This is a genomic window from Pannonibacter sp. CBAS1226 (assembly GCF_055685825.1).
The window spans coordinates 38,510-56,372 of sequence record NZ_JBVOUO010000003.1 but is presented as its reverse complement, the minus strand read 5'-3'; the positions used below and the strand labels follow the sequence as shown (position 1 = coordinate 56,372).

Here is a 17,863-nt window from a genome sequence, read left to right as displayed (position 1 = left end):
GCGTCAGGCCCCGGCTGGTGCCGGAAACACCAGCGTCACCACCGTGCCTTCACCGGGGGCGGAGAGGATGCGGGCGTCGCCCCCGGACTGGCGCATGAAGCCATAGACCAGCGCAAGCCCCAGCCCCGCGCCGCCGCTGCCCGGGCGGGTTGTGAAATAGGGCTCGAAGGCCTTGTCGGCGACATCCGGCGTCATGCCCGTGCCGGTGTCCTTCACCTCCAGCACCAGCATGCCCGCCTCGGCCCGGCAGGCCAGAACGATGCTGCCGCCCTGCGGCATGGCGGCGGCTGCGTTGAGGCAGAGGTTGAGCACCGACTGCTCGAAGAGGGCCGCATCCGTCTCGATCCTCGGCAAAGGCTCCTCGCAGCAGATCTCCACCTTGCAGCTTTCGCCCACGGCGATCTCCAGCACATCGGCCATGCTGCGCAGCAGCGCGCCCACATCCACGCTGGCCGGGGTGATCGGCTGCTGGCTGCCGACGGACAGCATGCTGGAGGCCAGTGCCCGGCCCCGGTCTGCCGCCTTGCGGATGCGGGCGAGATGGCGGCGCTGGCGCTCGTTGAAGCTGTCGTCCCGCTCCAGCAGGCCAAGGCTGCCGGTGATGATGCCGATCATGTTGCCCACCTCATGGCTGACCTGATGGGTCATGCGCATGATGCCGTCGAGCCGCTGCGCCCGCGCCGCTTCCGCTTCCTGCCGGTCGGTCTGCGTCACATCCCGCGCCAGCAGCACGATGCCGCCGTCGGCCTGCCGCGAGAGGGAAATTTCCGTCACCCGGCCGGTGCTGTCCCGGTGGCGCAGGGAGACAGGCCCCGCCAGCAGCCCCGGCTCGCCATCGCCCGGCAGAAGGCGCGGATCAAGGCCAGCCACCGGCGCCACAAAGCGCCGCGCCGGCAGCTTGCGGGCAGCACCCTTGTGCCCCACCAGCTCAATGACCCTGCGGTTCATGGTGATGGGCTGCCCCTGCGGATCGAACAGGGCAATGCCTTCGTTCATGCTGCGGAAGGTGGAGCGGATGGTGCGCGCGGCCGCTTCCGCCGTCTTGCGCAGGCGCGTCACCCGCTCCACGCTGTCACGGAAGGCACGGAAGGCATCGAGCAGCTGCAACAGCTCGCTCTCCCCGCCCGCATAGGAAGGCGGGCCCACATCCTTGTGGCCCTTGGCCAGCGCCTGCATGCCCTGCGACAGATCCACGATCCCGCGCGACACCCGCATGGCCGAGCGGATGGAGAGAATGGCAAGCCCCAGCACCAGAACAGCCGCCAGCGCCACCATGATGAGCAGCCGCGTCAGCGCCTCGGAGGCGGCCAGAATGTTCTCGTTGAGGCTGCGCGTCACCGCATCCGACTGGGTTTCGGAGGCCAGCGACAGCTCCCGCGCCACCGCATGCAGCCGGGAAACGGACGAGCGGATCGCATACATTTCGAGGAGATACCGGGTCTGCGCCTCGAACACCCGGTCATAGGGCGCCAGCAGCGCCGGCGAAACCGGCGGCGGACCGGGTACTTCGGCCGAGCCTGCCGTTTCCTGCACATAGCGCCGTTTCAGCTCTCCCAGCTGGAACAGGCTGTCGGACCCTGCCGCCAGTTGCACGATGGCATTGAGGCGCCGACGCACACCCGCATTGGCCACGTCGCCCGCCACGGCGATTTCGCCCAGCGCGGCGGCCGCCCTTTCCTTGTGCTGTTGCGCGGCATCCGCATTGGCGGCCAGCACCAGCGTCTGCTCGCGGATCGCCTGCAGCAGGTCCACGATCCGCAGCTCTTCCGGCCCCGTCGCCGGACCATCGGACGGCTGGCCGGCCATGGCGGCCAGCAATGTGTCCACCTGCTCCACCAGCGCCCGGCTCTTGCCCGAGACCCGGTAGGGTGAGGTGGCATTCATCAGCAGGGGTGCGCTGGAGACGAGGTCCGACACCTGCCGCGACACCAGCGACGCCTTGGCCAGGCTCGTATAGGCATCAAGCCTGTAAGCCGCCATTTCATCGCGCGCCCGCACCAGTCCGAAGATCGCCACACCCGACAGGCCGAAAACCAGCGCGCAGATGAAGACGATGGCAAAGGGCAGCCGGAAGGCGATGGAGGAGAGATAGGGGCGGCTCAGGACGCGGGCGATCACGTGTGCGGTCCGCCTGCGCCCGTGTGCAGGATGTAGCCCTTGCCGCGCCGGGTCAGCACATGGCGCGGCAGATCGGGGTTGGGCTCGATCTTGCGCCGCAGCCGCAGCACCAGCACGTCCACGTTCCGGTCGATATGCCTGTCTGTTTCAGCTCCCAGCCGGTCGAGGATCTGGGCGCGGCTGACAGGCGTGTCAGGCGTTGCGGCGAGGATCTCCAAAAGCGCGAATTCCGCCGCCGTCAGCGTCCGGCCCGGATCACTGCGGCAGATGGCCCGGCGGTTCTGCAGGTCGATGGACCAGTCTCCCAGAACGAGGGCTGCCCCATCCATCCCCTCCGCCATGGCCGCAGCCCTGCCCGTCTCTCTCGTGCTGCTGCCCGGCCGTTCTGTGGCCTCTCCGCCGCGCAGGGAGGGGTTCATCCGCCGCAGCAGCGCCTTGATGCGGGCCGTCAGTTCAATGGGTTCGAAAGGCTTCACCACATAGTCGTCCGCCGCCGTTTCCAGCCCCAGCACCCGTTCGGCCGCACTTCCTGCCGCCGTCACCATGATGATGCCAATATCCATGCTGGCCCGCAGGCGCTGCGCAAAGGCGCGGCCCGAGGTGCCCGGCAGATTGTGATCAATCAACACCAGATGCAGCCGCTCGCGCCCCAGAACCTCCGCCGCCGCCTCGGCAGAAGCCGCATGCGCAGGTTCCCAGCCTTCCGCTTCGAGCAGATCGCAGATCAGCTCGGCCATGTCCGGATCGTCTTCGACGACCAGAATCCTCACTTTCTGTGCCAGCAATTTACAGTCCTCCCACTTGCACTATAGAAGGCACTCCGCTGTTATTCAAAACATCTGTTCACTATCACGTTGTAATATTTGTAATCTTTGAAGCATTTGAAACAACCATTGCGCGACACTGCAACAACTGAAACCATTCTTTGATTGCATAGCTTCCGTTTCCTGCGCATGCTTCTTCTGTCCGGACATGGAGGATGTCTGGCGGGGAGGAACAAGGTGAAGGCAGCAACCGCTCTGGCGGCTGCGCTCGGCTTCTGGCTGGGCGGCACCGCATTGGCTGAACAGACCAGCCCGGCATCCGGCACGCTCAACGTGCTGTGTGGTGTGGATGAGGACTGGTGCGCCACCATGGAAGCGGCGTTCGAGCGCCACTCCGGCCTTGAGATCACCATGACCCGGCTCAGCACGGGCGAAATCCTCGATGCCATCCGCATGGATCGCGCGGCACCCACCGTCGATGTGTGGTGGGGCGGCACCGGCGACACCCATCTTCAGGCCGCTGCAGAAGGTTTGCTGGAAGCCTATACCTCGCCGCATGAAGCGGACCTGCTGCCCTGGGCGCAGAACTTCCATGCCATGTCGGGAAGCCTCAGCTCCGGCGTCTATGCCGGAGCGCTTGGCTTTGCCTATAACGCCGATCTTCTGGCGCAGCGCCGCCTGCCGGCCCCCTCCTGCTGGAACGATCTGACCGATCCGGCCTACCGGGGGGATATCCAGATCGGCAATCCGGAAACCTCCGGGACCGCCTATACCGCGCTGGCGACCCTGGTGCAGCTCTTCGGCGAGGACGAGGCCTTTGCCTATCTCGCCCGGCTTGGCGCCAATGTCTCCAGCTACACGAAATCCGGCGCGGCACCCGTCAAGGCCGCCGCACGGGGGGATACGCTGATCGGCATCTCGTTCATCCACGATGCCGTCACCCAGAAGCTGGCGGGCTCCCCGCTGGTCATCGTCGCCCCCTGCGAGGGGACAGGCTACGAGATCGGCGCCGTCAGCCTCATCAAGGGATCCCGCAATCCGGAACTGGCCCGCCTCTTTGCCGACTTTACCCTCAGCCCAGAGGGACAGGCCACCGGCGCACAGGCAGGCCAGAACCAGATCCCCGCAAACGCGAAAGCCGCTCTCCCGGCGGCCGCGCCGGACATTTCCCTCATGCGCATGGTCGATTACGACTTTGCCACCTTCGGTTCACCGGCAGAGCGAAGCCGCCTGCTCAAACGCTTCGCGCGGGAAATGCCCCTGACGCAATAGGGCCCCGCGCAAACCAACCGGTCCCGCACCGGCCAGTCTCACAGATCTGACAACTGACTGGTGGGCCGCCAACAGGCGGGCCGCACGGGACAGCCTTGCCCCGCGCCGCCCGCACAACAAGACCGCCTGCCAGGGCGGACCATAACGGAGGAGAACGACCCATGAAGACCGCATCCGCATTCACGCTTCTTGCCCTTGCTGCAGGCACCGCCCTTGGCACAAGCGCAGCACAGGCCGCCGGAGACCTCAACCTCATCTGCTCTGCCGACGTGGTGATCTGCGAGCAGATGAAGGGCGATTTCGAGAAGGAACACGACATCAAGGTCAACATGGTGCGCCTCTCGTCGGGCGAGACCTATGCCAAGATCCGCGCCGAAGCCCGCAACCCGAAGACGGATGTCTGGTGGGCAGGCACGGGTGACCCGCATCTTCAGGCCGCCTCTGACGGTCTGACGGAGGAATACAAGTCGCCCATGCTCGACCAGTTGCACACCTGGGCGCAGAGCCAGGCGGAAAGCTCCGGCTACCGCACGGTCGGCGTTTATGCCGGTGCTCTCGGCTGGGGTTACAACACCGACATTTTCGCCCGCAAGGGCCTTGCCGAACCCACCTGCTGGTCGTCGCTGCTTGCCCCGGAACTGAAGGGCGAAATCCAGATGGCCAACCCGAACTCTTCCGGCACCGCCTACACCGCGCTGGCGACGCTGGTGCAGATCATGGGCGAGGACCGGGCCTTCGATTACCTCAAGAGCCTCAACGCCAATGTCTCCCAGTACACCAAATCGGGCTCGGCCCCGGTGAAGGCCGCTGCGCGCGGCGAGACCGGTCTCGGCATCGTCTTCATGCATGACGCCGTGTCAATGGTGTCCGAAGGCTTCCCGGTCAAGGTTGTCGCTCCCTGCGAAGGCACGGGCTACGAGATCGGCTCCATGTCCATCGTCAAGGGCGCGCGCAACATGGAAAACGCCAAGATCTGGTACGACTGGGCCCTGAAGCCGGAAGTGCAGTCGCGCATGAAGGAGGCCAAGTCCTTCCAGCTGCCCTCCAACAAGAACGCAGAGGTCCCCGAAGAAGCCCCGCGTTTCGAGCAGATCAAGCTGATCGACTATGACTTCACCACCTTCGGCAGCAGCGAAACCCGCAAGGCCCTGCTGGAGCGCTGGGACCGGGAAGTCGGCGCCATCGCGCAGTGATGTTCCGCCTTTGAGCCTGAGGCACCCGGGTTTTACCGCCCGGGTGCTGCTTCCGGCATTCCTTCCCGCTTAAACAACAGGCAGTTTCCATGCAGACGAGCAACCGGCGACTGGACTTGCTTCTGGCCCTCGGCGCAGCCGCCCTCATTCTTGTGCCGTGGTACAGGGTCGAAGGCGGCTTCTTCGGGCTGGGCTGGGTGTCCAGCTTTCTCTCCACCCCTGATCTGGAACCGGGCCTGCTGCAGGCAGCCGCCAACGGGCGCCCCTGGGTTTTCGTGGCCATGGCGCTGTTTGCAGCAGGCAGCGCATCGCGCCTGATGAGCGCCCAGCCCGCCCGCGGCCGCCTTCTGGCGGCGGCAGGAGCCGCCGGGGTGCTGTTCATGAGCCTGCAAGGGCTTGCCATCGGTTTCACGGGCTGGAACTGGACGATCAGCGAAACCCTCTTCGGTGCCCTCTCCACCGGTCAGCCCGCCATGGGCGCCGGGGCCATCACGCTGACCACCGTCTTCGTCCTGATGTTCGCCTTCGGCTGCGCAGAACTCGGCGCCATGAAAGGCGACGCCTTCATCGCCGGGGCCATTTCGCTGCTGGTGTTTCTTGTCGCGGTCTTCGTCTTCTATCCCATCGGCAGCATGTTTGCCGGGTCGGTGCAGGACTTCGACGGCTCGTTCAAGCCGGACGGCTTCCTGCGCAACGTGGTGGACCCCAGCATCTGGAGCCTTTCCTGCCTGACCGGAGACGGCCGCTGCGGTGTGGCATGGCGCACCTTCTGGCTGGCCATCATGACGGGCCTTGGCTCCACGCTGCTTGGCCTTGCCTTTGCGCTGGTTGCCACCCGCACGCGCTTCCCGCTGAAGAAGGGCCTGCGCCTCATCACGGTACTGCCGATCATCACGCCGCCCTTCGTCATCGGCCTTGCGCTGGTGCTGCTGTTCGGCCGCTCCGGTGTGGTCACGCAAGGCCTGTCGGATCTCTTCGGCATCGAGCCGGGCCGCTGGCTCTATGGCCTCACTGGCATCTGGATCGCGCAGGTGCTGTCCTTCACGCCCATCGCCTTCCTCGTGCTCATCGGCGTGGTGGAAGGGGTGAGCCCCTCGCTGGAAGAAGCCTCGCAAACCCTCAAGGCCGACCGCTGGCGCACCTTCTGGCATGTGTCCCTGCCCCTGATGAAGCCGGGCCTCGCCAATGCCTTCCTCATCGGCTTCATCGAAAGCATGGCCGATTTCGGCAACCCGCTCGTGCTCGGCGGCAGCCATGGCGTGCTCTCGACCGAAATTTTCTTCGCCGTCGTCGGCTCGCAGAATGATCCCTCACGCGCGGCCGTGCTGGCGATGATCCTGCTTGGCTTCACCTTGACGGCCTTCCTCGCCCAGCGTTTCTGGCTGAAGGGCAAGAACTTCGCCACCGTCACCGGCAAGGGCGACAGCGGTTCGCACATTCCCCTGCCGAAGAGCGTTTCGCGCGTGGTCTATGCCATCGTGCTGCCGTGGATGGCCTTCACGCTGGTCATTTACGGGATGATCGTTTTTGGCGGCTTCGTGAAGACTTGGGGTCTCGACCACACGCTGACCCTTGCCCACTATGCCAAGGCCTTCTCGGTCAGCTTCGACGGCGTCAGCTTCGCCTGGACGGGCGTTGCGTGGAACTCCTTCTGGACCACCATCAAGATCGCCCTGCTGGCGGCTCCCCTGACGGCGGCTGTCGGCCTGCTGACGGCCTATATCATCGTCCGGCAGAAATTCGCGGGGCAGAATGCCTTCGAATTCGCGCTGATGATGAGCTTTGCCATCCCCGGCACGGTCATCGGCATCAGCTACATCATGGCCTTCAACCTGCCGCCGCTGGAAATGACCGGCTCGGCGCTGATCCTCATCGCCTGCTTCGTCTTCCGCAACATGCCCGTGGGCGTGCGCGGCGGCATTGCGGCCATGAGCCAGCTGGACAAGAGCCTTGACGAGGCCTCCCTGACGTTGCGGGCCACCAGCGCCCGGACCCTGCGCAAGGTGATCCTGCCGCTGCTGCGCCCGGCCATCACCGCAGCGCTGGTCTATTCCTTCGTGCGGGCCATCACCTCCATCAGCGCGGTGATCTTCCTCGTCAGCGCGGAATACAACATGGCCACGTCCTACATCGTCGGCCTCGTCGAAAACGGCGAGTACGGCGTCGCCATCGCCTATTCCACGATGCTCATCGCCGTGATGATCACGGTCATCGCCGGGTTCCAGTTCCTGGTCGGCGAACGGCGCCTGCGCCGCGAGAACCGGGTTTCCGGCCTTGCACAAACCTCCGCACTCAAGCCCGCTCAGGAGAAAACCGCATGACATCCCACAAGCCCGGCTCCGTGGTCTTCGAGCATGTGCGCAAGGACTTCGGCACTTTCACCGCCGTTCCCGATCTGTCGCTGACGATCGAACCGGGAACCCTCGTCACCCTGCTCGGCCCTTCCGGCTGCGGCAAGACCACCACCTTGCGCATGCTGGCGGGGCTGGAGCACCCGACCCGGGGCAAGATCTTCATCGGCGGCAAGGACGTGACCATGCTGCCCGCCCACGCCCGCGACGTGTCGATGGTGTTCCAGTCCTATGCTCTCTTCCCGCACATGAGTGCGCTGGAGAATGTGGCCTATGGCCTTGAATCTTCCGGCCTCAAGGGCAAGCAGGCCCGCGAGCGCGCCGAAGAGGGGCTGAAGCAGGTCGGCCTTGCCGGCATGGGCCACCGTCTGCCGGCGGAACTCTCCGGCGGCCAGCAGCAGCGTGTCGCCGTTGCCCGTGCGCTGGTGCTGGAGCCGCAGGTCCTGCTTCTGGACGAGCCCCTGTCCAACCTCGACGCCCGCCTGCGCCGCCGGGTGCGCACCGAGATCCGCGAGCTGCAGCAGCGCCTCGGCTTCACCGCCGTCTATGTGACGCATGACCAGGACGAGGCGCTGGCCGTCTCGGACACGATCATCGTCATGAAGGATGGCCGCATCGCCCAGTCCGGCGCCCCACGGGAGCTTTACGAGGCGCCCGCCTCCAGCTTCATCGCCGACTTCATGGGCGAGGCCAACGTGCTGCCCTGCGAGGTGATCGAGACCGATGGCACCAGCGCCCGCGTCCGCCTTGGCCCTCTGGAGCATCAGCTTCCCGCCACTGGGGCCAGAACCGGCAGCGCCCAGCTCGCCATCCGCCCCGGCGCCGTAAGCCTTGCTGCCGGAGAAGCCGCACCGGGCAGCCTCGCCGGGCGCATCCTCACCTCTGCCTATCTCGGCGACCATGCCGAATATGAGGTGGAAACCGTTGCCGGGACGCTGTTTGTGGTAGACCATGAAACCCCATCCCCCCTGCCCGCCCGCACGGATGTAACCATCCGCCTGCGCCAGCGCGGCATCGCCCTCATCGCAGCCTGATCCTGCCAGTTAAAGGACACAGTCCCCGAAATGACCGCAGACCTGCATTCCGCCGCCATCGCCGACCGCTTCGATCTGGCCAGATCCATCGCAACCGAAGCCGCAGCCCTTGCGCTCGACTATTTCAACCGGCGCGAAACGCTGGTGATCGAGACCAAGGCGAACCTTCAGGACGTTGTCTCCATCGCCGACCGCAATGTCGAAAAGCTCATCTGCGAAAGGGTTGCAGCTGCCTTCCCGGAAGATGGTTTCCTCGGCGAGGAATACGGCCAGACGGGCGGCACCTCGCCCTACACATGGGTGGTGGACCCGATCGACGGCACCGCGCCCTTCGTCAACGGCCTGCCCACATGGTGCGTTTCGATTGCCGTTGCCCGGGAGAGTGAGCCGGTCATCGGCGTCATTCTCGCCCCCGTGCTGCAGGAGACTTTTGCCGCCGCCGAAGGCCATGGCGCGACGCTCAACGGCAAGCCGCTGAAGCTCGACCCGTCCCGCACCATGCAGAACGGCCTCACCGGCATCAGCAGCAACAGCCATGTGACGCCCGAGCGCACCGGTGCAATCGTCACGGCGCTGACGGCAAGGGGCGGCAACATGATCCGCAACGGCTCGGGCGCGCTGATGCTGGCCTATGTTTCGGCCGGCCGGCTCGTCGGCTTTTACGAGCCCTACATGCACGCCTGGGACTGCATGGCCGGCTTCTGCCTCGTCAAGGAAGCCGGCGGCTTCCACGAACCCTTCCCCGCCACCGCCTTCGGCCTCGGCAAGGGCGCCCCTGTCATCGCAGCAGGACCGGGGGCGAAGGACGACATCTGGGCGTTGGCGCAGGTGTGAGTTAGGCTTTCACAACACGTCCAAAAACTTCCGTCATGCCATGACTTAATCATGGCATCCATTCCATTACAGAAGACCCGAAATTACCTTGTCAGACAGACAGATTACTCTCACTTATCAAGTCTGAATCAAACAGGGTGGATGCCATGATCAAGTCATGGCATGACGAAATACTGAAAAATTCTTCAACCTCCAAACAAAAAGGCCGGGCATCGCTGCCCGGCCTTTGACGTTCATGATCTGACGCAGCGGTCAGATGAAAGCGCGGATGGCGCGTTCGACGCCGCGCAATTCGGCAAGGCCGCGCAGGCGGCCGATGGCCGGGTAGCCGGGGTTGGAGGTCTTGCGCAGGTCATCCAGCAACTGGTGCCCATGGTCCGGACGCATCGGCAGCTCGATGCCCCGGCGGCGCTCGGCCAGAAGCACGGCCTTGATCACCGCAACCATGTCCACGTCGCCATCAAGGTGAGCGGCTTCATGGAAGCTGCGCGGATCGGCCTCGCGCTTGGTGGCACGCAGATGCAGGAAATGCACCCGGTCCGCATGGGTTTCGAACATCTCGACCAGATTGTTGTCCGGCCGCACGCCATAGGAGCCGGTGCAGAAGGTGAAGCCGTTGGCAGGGCTGTCCACCATCGCTGCAATCGCCTTCATGTCGGCGGCGGTGGAGACCACACGCGGCAGGCCGAACAGCGGGCGCGGCGGATCATCGGGATGGATGGCGAGCACGACGCCCTCCTTCTCGGCCACCGGAATCACGATCTTCAGGAAGGCGGCAAGGTTGGCGCGCAGGCGCTCCGCATCGACTTCGGCATAGGTGGCAAGGCGGGCGCGGAAGCTGTCGAGCGAATAGCTCTCCTCAGCGCCGGGCAGGCCGGCGATGATGTTGGCCATCAGCTTGGCCACGTCAGCTTCGCTCATGGCCGCATGGGTGGCGCGGGCCTGGTCGATCTCCTGCGCGCTGTATTCAGCCTCGGCGCCTTCACGCTTCAGGATGAACAGGTCAAAGGCGGCGAAGGCATCGGCATCAAAGCGCAGGCAGCGGGCGCCGTCCGGCAGCTCATAGGCCAGATCCGTACGGGTCCAGTCGATCACCGGCATGAAGTTGTAGCAGATGATCCGGACGCCGCAGCGGGCGAGGTTCACCATGCTCTCCACCCAGGCTTCGGCGTAACGTTCCCAGCCCGGCGCGGCGGTCTTGATGTCCTCATGAACCGGAATGCTCTCGACCACGGACCAGGTGAGGCCAGCCGCCTCGATCACCGCCTTGCGCTCGAGAATGCGCTCCACCGGCCAGACCGTGCCATTGGGCTGGTCATGCAGGGCGGAGACGATGCCGGTGGCACCGGCCTGACGGATATCGGCGAGCGAGACGGGATCGGCCGGGCCGAACCAGCGCCATGTCTGTTCCATGATGGGGTTCCTCAATTGGAGGCGGTTGGGGTCTTGGGAGGGAAAGCCGGAACGGCAAGCCCCTGCTCAAGTCTGCGGGCGGGCCAGGTTCCGGCGGAAACTCGGTTCAGCGGGCAAATGCCCTTCGTCAGTGCTCCACTCGTTCCCCGAAGAAACCGCCCTCAGGAGACGGCGGCGGCTGCGGGGCGGCTGTCGAACAGATAGCCATCAAACTGCGGGTCATCCACGTCGGACAGTTCCATCAGGGTCTGGCGCACGTTTTCAAGGTGCTGCCACATCGCCTGCCGGGCTGCGCGCGGGTCGCGGCACTGCAGGGCGGTGAGGATCGCCTGATGATCCTCCAGCCAGCGGTGCCGGTAGGTCCGATCGAAGATGCGTGCATGCAGGCGGGCCCACATGGGGCTCTGTTCGCGCTTGCGCCACAACTCGTCGATCATGTCGACCAGCACGCTGTTCTGGGTGGCTTCGGCAATGAGATGGTGGAACAGCTCATCGCCAGAATAGTCACCCGTGTCCTCTGCGATGGCCCGGCGCTCCATCTCCATCGCCTCGCGCAGGCGCAGGATGTCGGCCTTGGTCACCGTGGTGGCTGCAAAGGCAGCGATGGAGCTTTCCAGCACCTGCCGCGCCTGCAGCAATTCGAAAGGGCCGATGTCTCCGCGCGTGCCGGTGTCGTCACCGGCGGGCACTTTCACCACATAGGTGCCGGAGCCCTTGCGCACATCGACAAGCCCTTCGATTTCGAGCCGCAGGATCGCCTCGCGCACGATGGAGCGCGAAACACCCAGCTCGTCAGAAATCTGCCGTTCGGGCTTCATGCGGTCGCCGGGCTGATAGGTTCCCCCGGCCAGCTCCCGCCGCAGGGCCTCCGCCACCTCCTCGTAGCGCCGCCTGCCGGATGCCTCGATCATCTTCGTCCTCCATCCGGCGTCAGGACCCGTTCATGTGGCCCCTCTCCTCCTGCCGGTCTGTCTCATCCCTCAAGTGTCCGGCAAACTGCCACCTTGCGTCAATTGCACGATGCAGCGTATCTGCCCACCTTCCCCCTGAAACATAAGAGGAATCCGGGTGCAGAACACCCGGATTCCGGTTGTCTTACTTGCCAGCGGCCTGAATGCGCTTGATGAGGTCAGCCACGCGCGGAGACTTGGCGGCAGCTTCCTCGATCATCGGCTTCACGGCTTCAGCGAACGGGGCCTTGTCGACGGTCACGAACTTCACGCCCATTTCCTTCTCGGCCTGCACCTTGCCGGCGGCAACCTGCTCGTTCCAGCTGGCGCGGTGCAGGTCCATGGACTCGTGGGCAGCCTGCTTCAGGGCAGCCTTTTCCTCGTCGGACAGGGTATCCCAGGTCTGGGTGGAGACCAGCACCACGGACGGAACCATGGTGTGCTCATCCTCGGAGAAGATCTTGGCGACTTCACCATGACGGGCGGTGGTCAGAGCCAGCGGGTTGTTCTCGGCGCCGTCAACCACGCCCTGCTGCAGGGCGCTGTACAGCTCGCCATAGGCAATCGGGGTCGGGCTTGCGCCCATCAGCTCGACCATGCGGATGGCGGTCGGGCTCGGCTGCACGCGGATCTTCATGCCCTTCAGGTCGGCCGGGGACTTGATTTCCTTGTTGGCATAGAAGGAGCGCGCGCCTTCCACGTAATAGGCGATGCCAACGAAACCCTTGTCCTTCGAAGCTTCGAGAATGTCGGTGCCGATCTCGCCGGAGAACACCTTGTAGGCGTGCTCTTCGTCCTTGAACAGGAACGGCAGGTTCAGCGGCGTGTAGGATTCGTCGAAGGCTTCCAGCTCGCTGGCGTTGGAACGGGCCATGTCGAGCGAACCGTTCTGCAGCATTTCCATGGATTCGCGCTGGTTGCCCAGCTGCGCATTCGCATAGATGCGGATCTTCAGGCTGCCGCTGGTCAGTTCATCGACGCGCTTGGCCATGAATTCCATCGACTTGTGCAGCGGATGGTCTTCCGGGTTGTTGTGGTTGAGCTTCAGGGTGCGGGCGTCGGCGGTTGCGGAAAAAGCCAGCAGGGCTGCACCAGCCAGAGCGCCGAGACGATAGGTCATACGCATGTCAAATTACCTCCCGATGATACTTCAGGATGCGCGCGGCGAGGAACCTCCCCCTGCCGGCCACATCGGAAACCGGCGGCACCCTCCGACCAGATTGGTTGATCAAAAAGGCCCGGCGCGCGACCAGAAATTTCGTCAAAGCACCGCTTTTGTCAACCGGTTTTGGAAATTGGTTGACCAATTCCCGGAAATAGGTTTTCTCTGACCAGCCGGTTAAGGAGGCAATCCGCCTCATTTTCCGGCATTGTCTGGGGGCTTCAACACCGGGACAGTTGTCAGCAGAGGCGGCCCAACCGCCATACCGAACCGCAGCATGCCCCTGCCCAACGGGGCACCGGCTGCTGCCAGGACATGCGGACAACCGGTGCAGCAGACCGGCAGACCAAGATTGAAAGGCAGGCCGGGACACCAAAAGGTCCCGGGAGGAAACCGGGGCAGGCTGCCTGCCCCACGAGGAGGACATGCAGCCATGCATGCACTGAAAGCCCACGTTGACCGCGTGCTGGGCCTGTTCATCGCCGCGATGTTTGCCGTCATGACGGTTTGCGTCGTCTGGCAGGTGCTTTCCCGCTACGTATTGCCGACCCCAAGCGTCGTCATGGAAAGCATCGCACGCGTTCTGTTCATCTGGGTCGGCCTGATCGGTGCGGCCTATACCCTGGGCCAGCGCAAGCATCTGGCAATCGACTTCCTGATCCAGATGTCATCCCGGAAAGCCGCCCGCAACCTTGCGCTGCTGGTCACGGCCCTGATCGCGGCCTTTGCCGCCATCGTGATGGTCAAGGGCGGCATGGCGCTTGTGCAGCGGACGCTGTCTTCCGGCCAGATCGTTCCCGTCCTCAACATTCTGATGGGCTACGTCTACGCAGCCGTCCCCATTTCCGGCGGCCTGATGCTCTACTACTGCGCCGATTTCGCCGCAGGGCTCATCACAGGCCGTTACGCCCCCGTTGAAGATCTCGACGCCGATGCCTCATCCGGCGCAGAACCGGGCAAAGGATAAGCGACGATGGAAACCGAAATGATGAGCGCCATCACCCTGTTTGGCGCATTCTTCCTGCTCATGTTCATCGGCGTTCCGATTGCCTTTGCAATCGGCATCTCGACGGTCCTGACCTTCACCCTGTTCCTGACCTACGACCAGTCGATCAACAACACGGCGCAGCAGCTGGCCTCGGGCCTCGATACATTCACGCTCCTGGCCGTGCCCTTCTTCATTCTGGCGGGCAACATCATGAACCGGGGCGGCATCGCCTTGCGTCTCATCGAGCTGGCCAAGGTCCTTGGCGGCCGCCTGCCGGGCTCGCTGGCCCACTGCAACGTGCTGGCCAACATGATGTTCGGCTCGATCTCCGGCTCGGCCGTGGCCGCAGCGGCAGCCGTTGGCGGCGTCATGGCCCCGCTGCAGAAGAAGGAAGGCTATGACCCGGCGTTTTCCGCTGCCGTCAACATCGCCTCCTGCCCGACCGGCCTGCTGATTCCGCCCTCCACCACCTTCATCGTCTTCTCGCTGATTTCCGGCGGCACCTCGATTGCGGCGCTGTTCGTCGCAGGCTACGTGCCGGGCATCCTCATGGGGCTCGGCATCATGCTCGTGGCCGGCATCGTGGCGAAGAAGCGCGGCTATCCGGTCGCCCCGCGCCCGAGCTGGAAGGAAGTGATCCGGAAGACCGGCGACGCACTGCTTCCGCTTGGCCTGATCATTGTCATCATGGGCGGCATCATCAAGGGCATCTTCACCCCCACGGAGGCGTCGGCCGTCGCTGTGGTCTACACGCTGCTGCTGGCTCTCGTCTGGTACCGGGAAATCAGCATCCGCGACCTGCCGGGGATCATGATCGATTCCGCCGTCACCACGTCCATCGTGCTTCTGATGGTCGGCTGCTCCATCGCCATGTCCCGCGTCATGGCCTTTGCCGACATTCCCTACACGATCTCCGACCTGCTGCTGTCGCTGTCCGAGAACCCGCTGGTGCTGCTGCTGATCATCAACATCGCCCTGCTGGTCGTCGGCATGTTCATGGACATGACGCCCGCGCTGCTGATCTTCACGCCCATCTTCCTGCCGGTGGTGAAGGATCTGGGCATGGACCCGGTCCACTTCGGCGTGATGATGACCTTCAACCTGTGCCTTGGCATATGCACCCCGCCCGTCGGCTCTGCATTGTTCGTCGGCTGCTCCGTGGCCAAGGTCTCGATCGCCCGCGTCCTGCGCCCGCTGCTGCCGATGATGGCCATGCAGTTCGCCGTGCTGCTGCTGATCACCTATGTTCCGGACCTGAGCCTGGCGCTGCCGCGCCTGCTGCTGGGTTATGGCGGCTGACGCTGGAGACAAGTCATGAAGACGCTTGAGACATTCACCCTCACCCGTTCCATCGAGGCCGGCATCGAGCTGGCCATCGAAGGCCGCCACGTGATGACCGTGGAAGTGCTGGAAGACGCCCTGTTCCGCGTGCAGCTGCGCAAGAATGGAGACTTCCGCCTGGGCCGCAGCTGGACCGTCGCGCCCAAGCCCGAAGGCACGGCCACCCCTTGCGAAACCCCGTGGGAAGGCCGCTCGCGGCGTGATCTTTCGGGCTTCTCCTGCCCGGCCTTCAAGCTGACCAACAATGGCGAGGCCGGCATCGTCCTGACGACGGACAAGCTCCGCCTCACCATCACGAAGCCGCTCACCTTCGTCTGGGAAGCGAAGCAGGCCGATGGCAGCTTCCTCGTCTTTGCCGAAGACCGCCCGACCGGCGCCTATCTGCTGGACGTGAAGTCCCACGCCCATGCCCATTTCCTGCTGCGCAAGACCGGCGAGCGGGTCTACGGCCTTGGCGAAAAGGCAGGCGACGTGGAGCGCTCCGGCCGCCGCTTCGAGATGCGCAACCTCGATGCCATGGGCTATGACGCCCGCTCGACGGACCCGCTCTACAAGCACTGGCCCTTCAGCGTCACCCGCACGGCCTCGGCCGGTGCCTTCGGCATCTTCTACGACAACCTTGCAGGCAGCTGGTTCGATCTCGGCAACGAGCTGGACAACTACCACAAGCCCTACCGCGCCTACCGCGCCGAAGACGGCGACCTCGACTATTACATGAGCTGGGGCGCCTCGGTTCTGGATGTGGTCAAGACCAATGTCCGCCTCACCGGCGGCACCGCCTTCCCGCCGCTGTGGACCATCGGCTACTCCGGCTCGACGATGCACTACACCGATGCAGAGAACGCGCAGGAGCAGCTGGAAGGCTTCGTCCGGCTGGTGGAAGAGCACGACATTCCCTGCGACAGCTTCCAGCTGTCCTCGGGCTACACCTCCATTGGCCTGAAGCGCTACGTCTTCAACTGGAACACGGCCAAGGTGCCGGATCCGGCGGGCATGTCGGCAAAGTTTGCTTCTGCCGGTCTGCATCTGGCGGCCAACATCAAGCCCTGCCTGCTGCAGGACCACCCGATGTTCGCCGATGTGACAGCGAAGAAGCTGTTCGTTCTCGACAGCGAGAGCGACACGCCCGCCCGTTCCGTATTCTGGGATGACGAGGGCGCGCACCTCGACTTCACCAACCCGCAAACCATCGCCTGGTGGCAGCAGAATGTGACCGAAAAACTGCTCGGCTACGGCATCAACTCCACCTGGAACGACAACAACGAATACGAGATCTGGGACAGCCACGCCCGCTGCAACGGCTTCGGCGAGACCATCGATATCGGTCTCATCCGTCCGCTGATGCCGGTGCTGATGACCCGTGCCAGCCACGAGGCACAGGTGCGCCACCAGCCGGATGTGCGCCCCTATCTCATCTCCCGCTCCGGTGCGCCGGGGCTGCAGCGCTACGCCCAGACCTGGTCCGGCGACAACCGCACCGCCTGGGAAACCGTGCGCTACAACACCCGCATGGGCCTCGGCATGTCGCTCTCCGGCCTCTACAACATCGGCCATGACGTGGGCGGCTTTGCCGGTCCGCGTCCCGAGCCGGAGCTGTTTGTCCGCTGGGTCCAGAACGGCATCTTCCATCCGCGCTTCACCATTCATTCCTGGAACGACGACCGCACGGTCAACGAGCCCTGGATGTTCCCGGAAGTGACGGACCACATCCGCGACGCGATCAAGTTCCGCTACCGCCTGCTGCCCTACCTTTACACGGTGCTGCATGCGGCAGTGACGGCCGACGAGCCGATGCTGCGTCCGACCTTCCTCGACCACGAGAGCGATGCACGCACCTTCACCGAGAGCGACGAGTTCCTGATCGGCCGCGACCTGCTGGTGGCAAGCGTCATGGACAAGGGCGCCGCATCGCGCACGCTCTATCTGCCGGAGAACGGCACCGGCTGGTGGAACTTCTGGACCGGCGAATGGCATGCAGGCGGTCAGGACCTCACCCTGCCCGTCACGCTGGGCTCCATGCCGCTGTTCGTGCGTGCAGGCAGCGTGCTGCCGCTGGCCGAAGGCCTCACCCGCGCCGACAGCCGCAAGGACACGGCCCGCACCCTCGCCATCTTCCCGGCACAAGGGGCAGTTTCCAGCGTCAGTCATGAATATGCGGACGACGGCTTTGCCGCCAACGCGCTGGACGGCAATCATGCCCTGATCCGTATGGAACTGACCAGTGATGCAGACAGCATCAACCTCACCCTCTCCCGCACGGGCGCCTACTCCCAGGCATGGACAGAGGCGAAGGTGATCCTGCCGGCAGGTGAAACGCGCAAGCTGACCGTCAATGGCGTTGCAGCGGCAAACGGCGCCACGGTCACCGTTCCGGCCACCTGACATCAAAGGCGTGCGGCAGCGCCCGCCACAAGAACCCCGGCGGTCCGAGGACCGCCACAAC

13 protein-coding genes are annotated in these 17,863 nt (G+C 64.5%); 8 read left to right on the top strand and 5 right to left on the bottom strand.

Going from position 1 to position 17,863, the window contains the following annotated elements; translation table 11 throughout:
* Positions 1–3: 3 nt before the first annotated feature.
* Both AC0CMF_RS10480 and AC0CMF_RS10475 read right to left on the bottom strand, forming a co-directional pair.
* The gene (locus tag AC0CMF_RS10480) at positions 4–2,118 is read right to left on the bottom strand and encodes a sensor histidine kinase (protein ID WP_374629570.1); all 2,115 of its coding nucleotides are present in this window, start codon (positions 2,116–2,118) and stop codon (positions 4–6) included.
* Positions 2,115–2,903 (bottom strand): response regulator transcription factor, encoded by a 789-nt coding sequence (locus tag AC0CMF_RS10475; protein ID WP_094463359.1) that lies wholly within the window; start codon positions 2,901–2,903, stop codon positions 2,115–2,117. Before AC0CMF_RS10475 ends, AC0CMF_RS10480 begins: the two co-directional genes overlap by 4 nt.
* A gap of 216 nt (positions 2,904–3,119) precedes the next feature.
* Between AC0CMF_RS10475 and AC0CMF_RS10470 the strand changes: the two genes are divergently transcribed.
* The 5 genes from AC0CMF_RS10470 (at position 3,120) to AC0CMF_RS10450 (ending at position 9,566) form a co-directional block, all read left to right on the top strand.
* Positions 3,120–4,154 (top strand): ABC transporter substrate-binding protein, encoded by a 1,035-nt coding sequence (locus tag AC0CMF_RS10470; protein WP_374629568.1) that lies wholly within the window; start codon positions 3,120–3,122, stop codon positions 4,152–4,154.
* 161 nt (positions 4,155–4,315) lie between these two features.
* The gene (locus AC0CMF_RS10465; RefSeq protein WP_050474597.1) at positions 4,316–5,347 is read left to right on the top strand and encodes an ABC transporter substrate-binding protein; all 1,032 of its coding nucleotides are present in this window, start codon (positions 4,316–4,318) and stop codon (positions 5,345–5,347) included.
* Between the two features lie 89 nt (positions 5,348–5,436).
* Positions 5,437–7,668 (top strand): ABC transporter permease, encoded by a 2,232-nt coding sequence (locus AC0CMF_RS10460; protein ID WP_374629567.1) that lies wholly within the window; start codon positions 5,437–5,439, stop codon positions 7,666–7,668.
* On the top strand, positions 7,665–8,732 hold the full coding sequence (locus AC0CMF_RS10455; RefSeq protein WP_472481615.1) for an ABC transporter ATP-binding protein: 1,068 nt from the start codon (positions 7,665–7,667) through the stop codon (positions 8,730–8,732). Before AC0CMF_RS10460 ends, AC0CMF_RS10455 begins: the two co-directional genes overlap by 4 nt.
* Before the next feature lie 30 nt (positions 8,733–8,762).
* On the top strand, positions 8,763–9,566 hold the full coding sequence (locus AC0CMF_RS10450; protein ID WP_374629566.1) for an inositol monophosphatase family protein: 804 nt from the start codon (positions 8,763–8,765) through the stop codon (positions 9,564–9,566).
* A 252-nt stretch (positions 9,567–9,818) separates the two neighbouring features.
* Here AC0CMF_RS10450 and uxuA read toward each other — a convergent pair whose 3' ends face one another.
* The 3 genes from uxuA to AC0CMF_RS10435 all read right to left on the bottom strand — a co-directional run bounded on the left by uxuA (position 9,819) and on the right by AC0CMF_RS10435 (position 13,055).
* Complete coding sequence (gene uxuA / locus AC0CMF_RS10445; protein ID WP_058899157.1) at positions 9,819–10,979, bottom strand: mannonate dehydratase; 1,161 nt, start codon at positions 10,977–10,979, stop codon at positions 9,819–9,821.
* A gap of 161 nt (positions 10,980–11,140) precedes the next feature.
* The gene (locus tag AC0CMF_RS10440; protein ID WP_050474592.1) at positions 11,141–11,890 is read right to left on the bottom strand and encodes an FCD domain-containing protein; all 750 of its coding nucleotides are present in this window, start codon (positions 11,888–11,890) and stop codon (positions 11,141–11,143) included.
* 184 nt (positions 11,891–12,074) lie between these two features.
* Positions 12,075–13,055: a TRAP transporter substrate-binding protein gene (locus AC0CMF_RS10435; RefSeq protein WP_050474591.1), complete on the bottom strand. Its 981-nt coding sequence runs from the start codon at positions 13,053–13,055 to the stop codon at positions 12,075–12,077.
* 469 nt (positions 13,056–13,524) lie between these two features.
* Here AC0CMF_RS10435 and AC0CMF_RS10430 point away from each other — a divergent pair, with 469 nt between their 5' ends.
* The 3 genes from AC0CMF_RS10430 to AC0CMF_RS10420 are packed head-to-tail and all read left to right on the top strand — an operon-like array spanning position 13,525 to position 17,802.
* Positions 13,525–14,058 (top strand): TRAP transporter small permease, encoded by a 534-nt coding sequence (locus tag AC0CMF_RS10430; RefSeq protein ID WP_050474589.1) that lies wholly within the window; start codon positions 13,525–13,527, stop codon positions 14,056–14,058.
* Positions 14,059–14,064: 6 nt separating this feature from the next.
* Positions 14,065–15,378 carry a TRAP transporter large permease gene (locus AC0CMF_RS10425; RefSeq protein ID WP_058899156.1) on the top strand — a complete coding sequence of 438 codons (1,314 nt, stop codon included), beginning with the start codon at positions 14,065–14,067 and terminating at the stop codon, positions 15,376–15,378.
* Positions 15,379–15,393: 15 nt separating this feature from the next.
* Positions 15,394–17,802, top strand: coding sequence for a glycoside hydrolase family 31 protein (locus tag AC0CMF_RS10420; RefSeq protein ID WP_374629565.1), 2,409 nt, complete (start codon positions 15,394–15,396; stop codon positions 17,800–17,802).
* Positions 17,803–17,863: the final 61 nt, after the last annotated feature.

Coding starts and splice junctions, on each gene's coding strand:
- AC0CMF_RS10465 (WP_050474597.1), top strand. CDS start 4,316: ATGAAGACCGCATCCGCATTCACGCTTCTTGCCCTTGCTGCAGGCACC.
- AC0CMF_RS10460 (WP_374629567.1), top strand. CDS start 5,437: ATGCAGACGAGCAACCGGCGACTGGACTTGCTTCTGGCCCTCGGCGCA.
- AC0CMF_RS10455 (WP_472481615.1), top strand. CDS start 7,665: ATGACATCCCACAAGCCCGGCTCCGTGGTCTTCGAGCATGTGCGCAAG.
- AC0CMF_RS10450 (WP_374629566.1), top strand. CDS start 8,763: ATGACCGCAGACCTGCATTCCGCCGCCATCGCCGACCGCTTCGATCTG.
- uxuA (WP_058899157.1), bottom strand. CDS start 10,979: ATGGAACAGACATGGCGCTGGTTCGGCCCGGCCGATCCCGTCTCGCTC.
- AC0CMF_RS10440 (WP_050474592.1), bottom strand. CDS start 11,890: ATGATCGAGGCATCCGGCAGGCGGCGCTACGAGGAGGTGGCGGAGGCC.
- AC0CMF_RS10435 (WP_050474591.1), bottom strand. CDS start 13,055: ATGCGTATGACCTATCGTCTCGGCGCTCTGGCTGGTGCAGCCCTGCTG.
- AC0CMF_RS10430 (WP_050474589.1), top strand. CDS start 13,525: ATGCATGCACTGAAAGCCCACGTTGACCGCGTGCTGGGCCTGTTCATC.
- AC0CMF_RS10425 (WP_058899156.1), top strand. CDS start 14,065: ATGGAAACCGAAATGATGAGCGCCATCACCCTGTTTGGCGCATTCTTC.
- AC0CMF_RS10420 (WP_374629565.1), top strand. CDS start 15,394: ATGAAGACGCTTGAGACATTCACCCTCACCCGTTCCATCGAGGCCGGC.